This is a genomic window from Aquitalea sp. (assembly GCF_030150775.1).
Lineage (GTDB): Bacteria > Pseudomonadota > Gammaproteobacteria > Burkholderiales > Chromobacteriaceae > Aquitalea > Aquitalea denitrificans.
This window is the reverse complement of the sequence record NZ_JASLFG010000016.1, coordinates 55,258-65,539: the sequence shown is the minus strand read 5'-3', so window position 1 is coordinate 65,539 and position 10,282 is coordinate 55,258. Positions and strand designations below refer to the sequence as shown.

General features: G+C 58.2%; 8 protein-coding genes. 4 read left to right on the top strand and 4 right to left on the bottom strand.

The genetic code is table 11. The annotated features are described in order from the left end of the window. The coding region (locus QVF59_RS05940; RefSeq protein WP_287878036.1) for a cupin domain-containing protein at positions 1–508 on the top strand (508 nt) is incomplete at its 5' end. Between the two features lie 59 nt (positions 509–567). Then, the gene (locus tag QVF59_RS05935; protein ID WP_159877966.1) at positions 568–2,055 is read left to right on the top strand and encodes an aldehyde dehydrogenase; all 1,488 of its coding nucleotides are present in this window, start codon (positions 568–570) and stop codon (positions 2,053–2,055) included. 81 nt (positions 2,056–2,136) lie between these two features. Here QVF59_RS05935 and QVF59_RS05930 read toward each other — a convergent pair whose 3' ends face one another. The 4 genes from QVF59_RS05930 to QVF59_RS05915 all read right to left on the bottom strand — a co-directional run bounded on the left by QVF59_RS05930 (position 2,137) and on the right by QVF59_RS05915 (position 7,271). Further along, positions 2,137–3,759: a methyl-accepting chemotaxis protein gene (locus tag QVF59_RS05930; RefSeq protein WP_287878034.1), complete on the bottom strand. Its 1,623-nt coding sequence runs from the start codon at positions 3,757–3,759 to the stop codon at positions 2,137–2,139. A 354-nt stretch (positions 3,760–4,113) separates the two neighbouring features. After that, positions 4,114–5,715, bottom strand: a complete 1,602-nt coding sequence (locus QVF59_RS05925) for an NAD(P)/FAD-dependent oxidoreductase (protein ID WP_159877970.1) — start codon at positions 5,713–5,715, stop codon at positions 4,114–4,116. Between the two features lie 119 nt (positions 5,716–5,834). Beyond that, a complete protein-coding gene (locus QVF59_RS05920; protein WP_159877972.1) occupies positions 5,835–6,335 on the bottom strand; it encodes a YajQ family cyclic di-GMP-binding protein in 501 nt (166 codons plus the stop codon). 63 nt (positions 6,336–6,398) lie between these two features. Beyond that, positions 6,399–7,271 carry a MurR/RpiR family transcriptional regulator gene (locus tag QVF59_RS05915; protein ID WP_159877973.1) on the bottom strand — a complete coding sequence of 291 codons (873 nt, stop codon included), beginning with the start codon at positions 7,269–7,271 and terminating at the stop codon, positions 6,399–6,401. 257 nt (positions 7,272–7,528) lie between these two features. Here QVF59_RS05915 and QVF59_RS05910 point away from each other — a divergent pair, with 257 nt between their 5' ends. After that, positions 7,529–8,896: a glutamine synthetase family protein gene (locus QVF59_RS05910; RefSeq protein ID WP_287878030.1), complete on the top strand. Its 1,368-nt coding sequence runs from the start codon at positions 7,529–7,531 to the stop codon at positions 8,894–8,896. Beyond that, positions 8,897–10,282: an aldehyde dehydrogenase family protein gene (locus QVF59_RS05905; RefSeq protein ID WP_287878029.1), complete on the top strand. Its 1,386-nt coding sequence runs from the start codon at positions 8,897–8,899 to the stop codon at positions 10,280–10,282.

Sequence of the window (10,282 nt, the reverse complement as noted above, 5' to 3'; positions counted from 1 at the left end):
CGCCGGACTCTCGCAACGCGAACTTGCCAAACGGGCAGGCGTGACAAACGGCACGATCTCGCTGATCGAGCAGAATCGCGTCAGCCCATCGATCAGCTCCCTGAAGAAAGTGCTGGAGGGCATGCCCATGACCCTGGCCGATTTCTTCACTTTTGATGTAGAGCCGCAACAGCCGCGTGTGTTTTATCAGGCCAAGGAGCTGCCCAATCTGGGCAATGATCAAATCAAGCTGCTGCTGGTTGGCACTGCCCACGAACGCCGTGACATTGCCATTCTGAAAGAACATTACGAACCGGGTGCCGACACCGGTCCGGACATGCTGATGCACGAAGGCCAGGAAGGCGGCGTCATCATTGCCGGCTCGATAGAACTCACGGTCAACAATGAAACCCGTGTCCTGGGCCCGGGCGACTCTTACTATTTCGACAGCAAACTGCCGCACCGCTTCCGCAATACCGGCAAGCAAGTCTGTGAAATTGTCAGCGCCAGCTCGCCGCCCACATTCTGATTGACGGTTGCCAGCCACGAGCAACCGGGATCACCGCATATAACACCAGGAGAACACCAATGGCTCGTACCCATGCACAGTGGAAGCAGTTTGCTGCCGAACTCAATATCGAAGGCCGCGCCTTCATCAACGGCAGCTATACCGCTGCTGCGGATGGCAAGACTTTCGACTGCATCAACCCGGCCAATGGCCAGAAGCTGGCGGACATCGCCTGCTGCGGCGAGGCCGAGGTCGAGGCTGCCGTCAAGGCCGCCCGCACTGCCTTTGATTCCGGTGCATGGTCCGAGCTGGCACCGCTGGCACGCGGCAAGATCCTCAAGCGCTTTGCCGCGCTGATCCGCGAACATGGCGACGAGCTGGCCCTGCTGGAAACCCTGGACATGGGCAAGCCGATTGGCGACTCCACCACCGTGGACGTGCCGGGCGCAGCCTACTGCGTGGAATGGTTTGCCGAGGCCATCGACAAGATCGGCGGCGAAGTGGCCCCGGTCGATCCGAAACTGGTGGGCCTGGTTACCCGCGAAGCCATTGGCGTGGTAGCCGCCGTGGTGCCGTGGAACTTCCCCATCCTGATGGCCAGCTGGAAATTCGGCCCGGCGCTGGCTGCGGGTAACGCCGTCATCGTCAAGCCGTCGGAAAAATCCCCACTCACCGCCATTCGTCTGGCACAGCTGGCCAAGGACGCTGGCATCCCCGACGGTATCTTCCAGGTGCTGCCGGGTGCAGGTGAAGTCGGCAAGGCACTGGCGCTGCACATGGATGTGGATTGCCTGGCCTTCACCGGTTCCACCGGCGTGGGCAAGCTGATTGCCGGCTACGCAGCGCAATCCAACCTCAAGCGCGTGTGGCTGGAACTGGGTGGCAAGTCGCCCAATATCGTGCTGGAAGACTGCGCCGATATCGCCAAGGCCGCCCGCACCGCCGCCGGTGGCATTTTCTTCAATATGGGTGAAATGTGCACCGCCGGTTCACGTGTGCTGGTGCACAGCAAGGTGAAGGAACAATTCCTGGCTGAATTCAAAAAGGCAGCGGAAGGCTGGTATCCGGGCGATCCGCTGGACCCGGCCACCAGCATGGGTGCCATCGTGGACAAGATCCAGTACGACAAGGTGCTGTCCTACGTGGACAAGGGCATCAGCGAAGGTGCCGGCCTGATCTGCGGCGGCAAGGCCACCCACACCGACCGGGGCCTGTTCATCGAACCCACCGCCTTTGACTGCCCGCGCCCGGACATGACCACCTGCCGCGAAGAAATCTTCGGGCCGGTGCTGTCGGTGATCACCTTCGACACCATCGACGAGGCCGTGCGCATCGCCAATGACTCCGAATACGGCCTGGCTGCCGCGGTATGGACTGCCAACGTGACTACCGCGCATCAGGTATCACGCCGCCTGCGCGCCGGTACGGTATGGGTGAACTGCTACGACGAAGGCGGCGATATGAACTTCCCCTTCGGCGGCTTCAAGCAGTCGGGTAATGGTCGCGACAAGTCACTGCACGCGCTGGAAAAATACACCGAACTGAAGAGCACGCTGATCAAGCTGTAAACCGATCCGGCTTGTTGTAAACATGCGGGCCTTTGCCAGTGGTGGCGAAGGCCCGTTTTGCCGTGCAGGCCCGCGGCAGACTTACAAGGTGTACTGCTGGATGATGCCGATTTGTTTTTCCGCCAAGGACAGTAATTGCCCTGCATTACGCGCTGCATCTGCAGCGCTAACGGATGACGCCTCCGCCATTTGCACCACCTGTTCAATACGCTGGGCAATACTGTTGGCCGCCAACCCCTGCTCGGTAATGGAAATGGCCATTTCTTCTACCATTTTCACGGTATTTCCAGTGGCATCGCCAATTCTGCCGATGGCCTGATCGGCGTCATCCGCTCTTGAAACACCCATCCGCGCCAACTCCTCGGCTACTTTCATCTGCTCGGTTGCCTGGGTGGACTTCTCTCGCATGGCATTGATGGTTTGTGAGATCTCCTGCGTGGAAACCGCGGTACGTTCCGCCAGCTTGCGTACTTCGTCGGCCACCACGGCAAAACCTCGGCCCAACTCGCCCGCGCGCGCCGCCTCTATTGCAGCATTCAAGGCCAACAAATTGGTCTGGTCGGCGATATCCTTGATCACCAGCACCACAGTATTTACTGTACCGCTATAGTTTTCCAATTCCCGAATGCTGACTCCGGACTTTTCCACAGCCTGAGAAATTTCACGTATATCCTGAATGGTCTGGGTAATGGTGGCCGAGCCTTGATGCGCCAGCGTTCCAGCCTCCTGCCCCAGATTGCGCGCATGCGTGGCACGTTCGGCAATATGGTTCACCGCAACCGTCATTTGTTCGATCGAAGCGGCCATACTGGCAGAAGCTTCACTTTGCTGATTGGATGCAGAGGATACTTCTTTAGCAGACTGACTGAACTCTTTGGAAGAAGTCATCACGGCACGGGCACTGGTCTGCATTTCGCCAAAGTTATGATGCAGATTCTCAATCAGTGCATTCACGGTATTCAGCACCTCACAGACCTCATCCCTACCCTTTCGCACATGGCGCACGGTGAGATTCTTATCCTTATTTAACTGATAAATAACGGATTTCATTTCAGCCAAGCCACCAGCGATAGCCCGATAAACATTTAAATATACAAGCGACAATATCAGAAAAGAAATTCCGGCAACTGAAGAGAGTATAAGCACATTGCGGGCCGAGGCTGATGCATCCTCGTGTTGAATATTCTCCGCAATTTTCATATTGTAGGCAACATGCTCACGAATAGCGCGCATAAATGCCTCGGCCGCCATCTTGACATCCCCAGTCAAAAAATGGCCAAGGGCAATACCTCGCCCGGTTGCCGTAGCCTCCAGCGCGAGTGCAGACAGCACCGCCTTATTATAACGATCAAATGTCTCCTCATCCTTCAAAAGCAGTATCTTATCCTGCTGGTCGTATATATCATTTTTTTCATACCGGTCCAGCGCCTGCTTTAGCTGCACGGCTGAAGATTGAAACATCTGTAGCAGCTTTTTTCGCTCTTCAGTAGAATCAACCAATAGCGTTTTATTGGCATCAGTGCGCATTTCGACAAATGCATCAATAGCGCCATTCAGATCTTTGACCGATGGCAGCAGATTATTCAACGCATCATCCAGTCTGCGATCTGCCATTTTTTCAAAACTGATTGCCATTACGACCAGAATCAGCATGGTCAACACTGAAACCAGAATGGACATTAACAATCTTGATGAGAGCTTCATCAAACACCTCAGACATTTGGTGGTAAATATCTTGCTTATAGCACCCCCATCATTAGCTTCAAGCAACGCCACACAAGTCAATCTTGACCTTTAGTACAGGTTAAAATATCAGCAAATAAATCGCCATAAACTATGTGAATTTATTCAGACCAATCACATTGAATGTATTTCACTCTTAATGACCGCAGCCATTAATAAAACGCAATTCATAATACCAATAAAAAAGGCGCTTCTGCAGAAGCGCCCAGGCACAACATCATCATTCATTATTCATTTAATACTGCAATCCATCTTATGGCATATAGCGCCAACACCGGACGTGGCGCCAGACCTGTCAAGTCATGGAGAAAATCGTCAAACTTGTGCTGCCATATTCAAAGCCAGCGCCTCGGCCACACGGATGCCATCCACACCAGCGGATAAGATACCGCCGGCGTAGCCAGCACCTTCACCGGCAGGATACAGGCCCTTCACGTTCAGGCTTTGCAAATCCTCACCACGGGTGATGCGTAGCGGCGAGCTGGTGCGGGTTTCCACCCCGGTCAGCACGGCATCGTGCATGTCGTAGCCGCGAATCTTCTTGCCAAACTCTGGCAGCGCCTCGCGCATGGCGGCGATGGCAAAGTCCGGCAGCGCGCTGGACAGGTCGGTCCAATGCACGCCAGGCTGGTAGGACGGTTCCACCGAACCGACTGCGGTAGAGGCGCGGCCAGCCAGGAAATCGCCCACCAGTTGGGCCGGGGCCTCGTAAGTACTGCCGCCCAGCACATAGGCGTGGCTTTCCAGCGCGCGCTGGAAGGCAATGCCCGCCAGTGCACCGCCTGGGTAGTCTTCCGGGTTGATGCTGACCACCATGCCGGAGTTGGCATTGCGCTCGGCACGGGAATACTGGCTCATGCCATTGGTTACCACGCGGCCTTCTTCCGAGGTGGCTGCAACCACCTGACCACCCGGACACATACAGAAGCTGTAAACCGCACGACCGTTGCTGGCGTGGTGCACCAGTTTGTAATCCGCCGCCCCCAGAATGGGGTGACCAGCATATTTGCCCCAGCGCGCCTTGTCGATCAGGGCTTGCGGGTGTTCGATACGGAAGCCCACCGAGAACGGCTTGGCCTCCATGAACACACCGCGCTGATGCAGCATCTCGAAGGTATCGCGTGCGCTATGGCCCAGTGCCAGAATCACGTGGTCGGCCTCGATCTGGCTGCCATCAGCCAGCGTCAGGCCACGGATGTGGCCATTGTCGATGTGCAAATCGGTCACGCGTTGCTGAAAGCGGATTTCACCGCCCAGCGCCTCGATTTCCGCCCGCATCTTCTCCACCATGCTGACCAGGCGGAAGGTGCCGATATGGGGCTTGGCGATGAACAGGATTTCCTCTGGCGCGCCGGCCTTGACGAACTCGGTCAGCACCTTGCGGCCCAAATGGCGCGGATCCTTGATCTGACTGTACAGCTTGCCGTCGGAGAAAGTACCAGCCCCACCCTCACCAAACTGCACATTGGATTCCGGGTTCAGCACATTCTTGCGCCACAGGCCCCAGGTATCCTTGGTACGTTCACGCACTTTCTTGCCGCGCTCCAGCACGATGGGCTTGAAGCCCATCTGCGCCAGCAGCAAGGCAGCCAGCAGGCCACAGGGACCAAAACCCACCACCACCGGACGCTTGGCCAGCGTGGCCGGGGCTTGGGTGACAAAGTGATAGCTGGTATCCGGCGTGGGCAGCACATGGACATTGCCCTTGAAACGGGCCAGCAGCCTGGCTTCGCCTTCCACTTCCATATCGATGATGTAGGCCAGGCTCATCACGCCACGGCGGGCATCATAGCTGCGCTTGAATACGGTGTAGTTTTTCAGCTCGGCTGGCTTGATGCCGAGAAAGGCCACAATGGCCTCGGTCAGTTCTGCTTCGCTGTGATCCAGCGGCAGTTTGAGTTCGGTAATGCGTAACATGCTGATTCCAATGCGCAGGTTGCTGTCTATTCAACAAGGGCCGTATTGTAGGAGGGACGTCCGGCAAAAGCAAAACCGGCCCAGGGGGCCGGTGTAATCTGCCAGAAAACGGCGCTGGCTCAGTCGCGGAAGTTGTTGAACTGCAGCGGCACACCGTTTTCCTTGTCGTCAGCAATCTCCTTGCGCAGCAGGGCAATGCATTCCTGCAGCAGATCACGCTTGGCACCGGACACGCGCACCGCTTCGCCCTGAATGCTGGCCTGCACCTTCAGCTTGGCATCCTTGATGATACGGACGATCTTCTTGGCCATTTCGGTTTCCAGGCCTTCCTTCACGGTCAGCACTTTTTTCACCTTGTTGCCGCTCACCTTTTCCAGCTTGCCATATTCCAGGCTGCGGACATCCACGTTGCGCTTGGACAGCTTGCTCACCAGGATGTCGTTGACCTGGTCCAGCTGGAATTCGGCATCGGCATACAGGGTGATTTCCTTGTCGGTCTGCTCGATGCGGGAATCACTGCCCTTGAAATCGTAGCGGGTGGAGACTTCTTTATTGGACTGCTCGACGGCATTGCGCACTTCTACTTTATTGACTTCGGAAACGATATCAAAAGACGGCATGGCTGGATCCTGTAAGGCATGTAGATCTGAATGGCGCAATTCTAGAGATTGCGCACGCCCTTGTCACTCGCCAGCCTGCGCACTGCCCTCGCCCAGCCGCACACGCATGGCTTCCACCTCCTGCAGGCGGTTGCTGATCGTTCCCCAGTAACGGGTATTGATGGCGGCAATCACCGCATCCACCAGCAGCATCAGCGGGGTATTGCTGTCCCAGCCGGAAGGACCGGCAGTATGCGCGGCCAGGGTGAAACGTGCCACCCGGGAAACCGGTGACAGCCACTGATCGGTAAACAGCAGCACATTGACTTTACGCTGGGCGGCCATCTCGGCAATGCTCAGCGCGCCATCCCAGTAACGACGGATATCAAAGATCACCAACACATCGTGCTTGCCCATGTCCACCAGCGAATCCGCCCAACTGGACGGCAGGCCGCGCAGGTGCACCACGTCGGCGCGTACTACTTTCAGGTGGTGGCACAGATAGGCAGCCAGCGGGTCGGTCAGCCGCCCGCCCAGCAGCCAGATGCGGTGCTTGCGCTCACCCAGCATGTCGACCACGCCATCGAATTCGGCCCGCGGCAAATGGGCCACCGTCTGCTGCATCAGCTGGGCCACCTTGCTGGCATAAGCCACCAGAAAATCGTGATCACCCTGCAACTGGGCCGGATCATGCCGCACCAGGGGTGACTGCAGCCGTACTTCCAGTTCGTCGCGCAGGGCAGTCTGGAAGGCGGTATAGCTGTCATAGCCCAGCTTGCTGATCAGCCGCAGTACGGTCGGGCCGCTGACATCCGCCCGTGCTGCCAGCTGGGCAATGGTTTCCAGTCCGGCCACCGGATAGTTGGCCAGCAACACCCTGCCCACCTTGCGTTCGGTTGGGGTCAGGCTTTCGAACAGGCTGCGGAGCTCTTCCGCAATGGACCGCTGATGATTCAAGGCTTTCTCCACAATCAGGCCATGACTGACAAGCCGTTGTTATCAATGTCCAACTTCGGCAAAAAACGCATACATCCCGCTGATGATACCAGCCATCGTGCTTTCAGCCGCATTGTGTCATTGCTTCCACATTGCATAGCACAATCTAATTTTTATTACATTTTCTACTTGATTGACAAATTTCTAACGAACAATACTGTGCGCAACAGGAGGAAGACAGCACCTGCCACCCCCCAACACCAGCGCAAGGAGCAATCATGGATGCTCGGCATGTGAAGACAATGGCGGATTTGAAAACCCTGATCGAACAGCGCCAGCTGCGCCAGATCAAGGTTGGCCTGGTTGATATCGATGGCGTGATGTGCGGCAAATATATGTCGCGTGACAAGTTCCTGTCCTCGCTGGAGGGCGGCTTTGGCTTCTGTGACGTGGTCTTCGGCTGGGATGTGGGGGACAAGCTGTACGACAACACCCTGCTGACCGGCTGGGGGCGCGGCTATGGCGATGCGCAGATCCGCCTGATCCCCGAGTCCTGCCGCGAACTGCCGCTGGAAGACAATATGATTTTCGTGCAGGGCGAGGTGGTGGGCCGGCTGGAAGGCCTATGTCCGCGCGGCGTGCTGCGGCGGGTGGTAGAGCGGGCCCGCACCATGGGCTTCGAGCCGATGGCCGGTTTCGAGTACGAATTCCTGGTTACCGACGAAAGCCATGAGGCATTACAAAGCAGGCTGTACCAGCAGCCCAAGCCACTGGGCAGCGGCGCATTTGGCTACTCAGTGCTGCGCAACTCGGTGAATACCGAGTTCTATCGCGGCCTGCTGGATCTGTGCGAGCAGATGAACATGCCGATCGAGGGCTTTCACGAGGAAACCGGCCCCGGCGCACTGGAAGCCGCCCTCACCGTGGATCACGCCATGACCGCTGCCGACAACGCCGTCTGCTTCAAGACCTTCTCCAAGGTACTGGCCGAAAAACAGGGACGCATGGTCTGCTACATGGCCAAGTGGAATGAAGAACACTCCGGTCAGGGCGGGCACATCCATATTTCACTGAAAGACCGCGACGGCCACAGCGCCTTCCACCAGGCTGGCCACGAACACAATATCAGCGACACCATGCGCCATTTCATTGGCGGCATCCAGAAACTGATGCCGCAGTTCATGAGCCTGGCCGCTCCCACCATCAACAGCTTCCGTCGGCTGGTGCCCGGTTACTGGGCCCCCACCAGTGCGCTATGGGGCGTGGACAACCGTACCGTAGCCATTCGTGCCATCCCGGGCAGCAGCAAGTCGCAGCGGGTGGAGTACCGCCTGCCCGGTGCCGACACCAATCCCTATCTGGCCTTGGCCAGCGGCCTGGCTGCCGGGCTGTACGGCATCGAGAACAAGATAGAACCGGAAGAAGCCGTCACCGCCAACGGTTACCTGATGCAGGCACCACCCCATCTGCAGCTGCACCGCACCCTGTGGGATGCCGCCCAGGCACTGCGCGGCTCGGCCGCGGCGCGTGACTGGTTCGGCGATGATTTTGTCGATCACTTTGCCGCCACCCGCGAGTGGGAAGAACGCGAGTTCCAGCGCCATGTGACGGACTGGGAATTGAAACGCTACTTCGAGATCATCTAAATGAGCACCTCATTCGCTGTCACCACCCCGCTGGACGGCTCCATCCTGCTGGAACGCCCCTACGCCACCGCCGCCCAGACCCAGGCAGTTCTCAATGCGGCCTGCGCCGCGCAGCGCGGCTGGCGACATACCGCGCTATCTGAACGCAAGGCGCTGATAGGCAAGGCGGTGGACTGGCTGGTTGCCAATAAAGACCGCTGTGCCGATGCCATCACCCGCCAGATCGGCCGCCCCATCAGCCAGTCACCGGGCGAGCTACGCGGACTGGAAGAGCGGGCCCGTTACATGCTGGACATCGCCGAACAGGGCCTGGCCGATATCCAGCCTACCGCTAAAGCAGGTTTCCAGCGTTTCATGCAGCGCGAGCCGCTGGGTACGGTACTGGTGCTGGCACCGTGGAACTACCCCTTCCTCACCGCCATCAACACCATCGTGCCGGCACTGGCCGCCGGCAATAGCGTCATCCTCAAGCACTCATCGCAAACCCCACTGGTGGCCGAGTTGTTCCAGCAAGCCTTCGATGCCGCTGGCTTGCCGGCTGGCGTGTTCCAGAGCCTGCATCTGGATCATGCCGCTACCCTGCGGCTGGTGGCGGCTCCGCAGATCGACTTTGTCGCCTTTACCGGCTCGGTAGCCGGCGGCCATGCCGTGCAGCAGGCAGCCAGCACCCGTTTTATCGGCGTGGGGCTGGAGCTGGGCGGCAAGGACCCGGCCTATGTACGCGAAGATGCCGATCTGGCCAGTGCCATCGAAAACCTGGTAGACGGTGCATTTTTCAACTCCGGGCAATCCTGCTGCGGCATAGAGCGCATTTATGTGCACCACAGCCACTACCAGGCCTTTGTCGATGGCTTTGTCGAACTCACCAAGGCTTACCGCTTTGGCAATCCGCTGGATGCCAGCACCAACCTCGGCCCCATGGTGCGCGACAGTGCCGCCAGTTTTGTACGCAGCCAGATTGCCGATGCGATGGCTGCCGGGGCGCGGGCGCTGATTCCGGTCAGCCATTTTGCCGCAGATGCCCCAGGCACTGCCTACCTGGCCCCGCAGGTGCTGGTGGACGTGCATCACGGCATGAGCGTGATGCGTGACGAAAGCTTTGGCCCGGTGATCGGCATCATGCCGGTGGATTCCGATGCCGAAGCCGTGGCCCTGATGAACGACAGCGTCTATGGCCTGACGGCATCGCTGTGGACCCAGGACAGCGCCGCCGCCATCCGCCTGGGGCAGGAAATTGCCACCGGCACCGTATTCATGAACCGCTGCGACTACCTGGACCCAGCCCTGGCCTGGACCGGGGTCAAGGACACCGGCCACGGCATCTCGCTATCGGTGCTGGGCTACCAGCAGCTCACCCGCATCAAGTCCTTCCATCTCAAGGGGTAG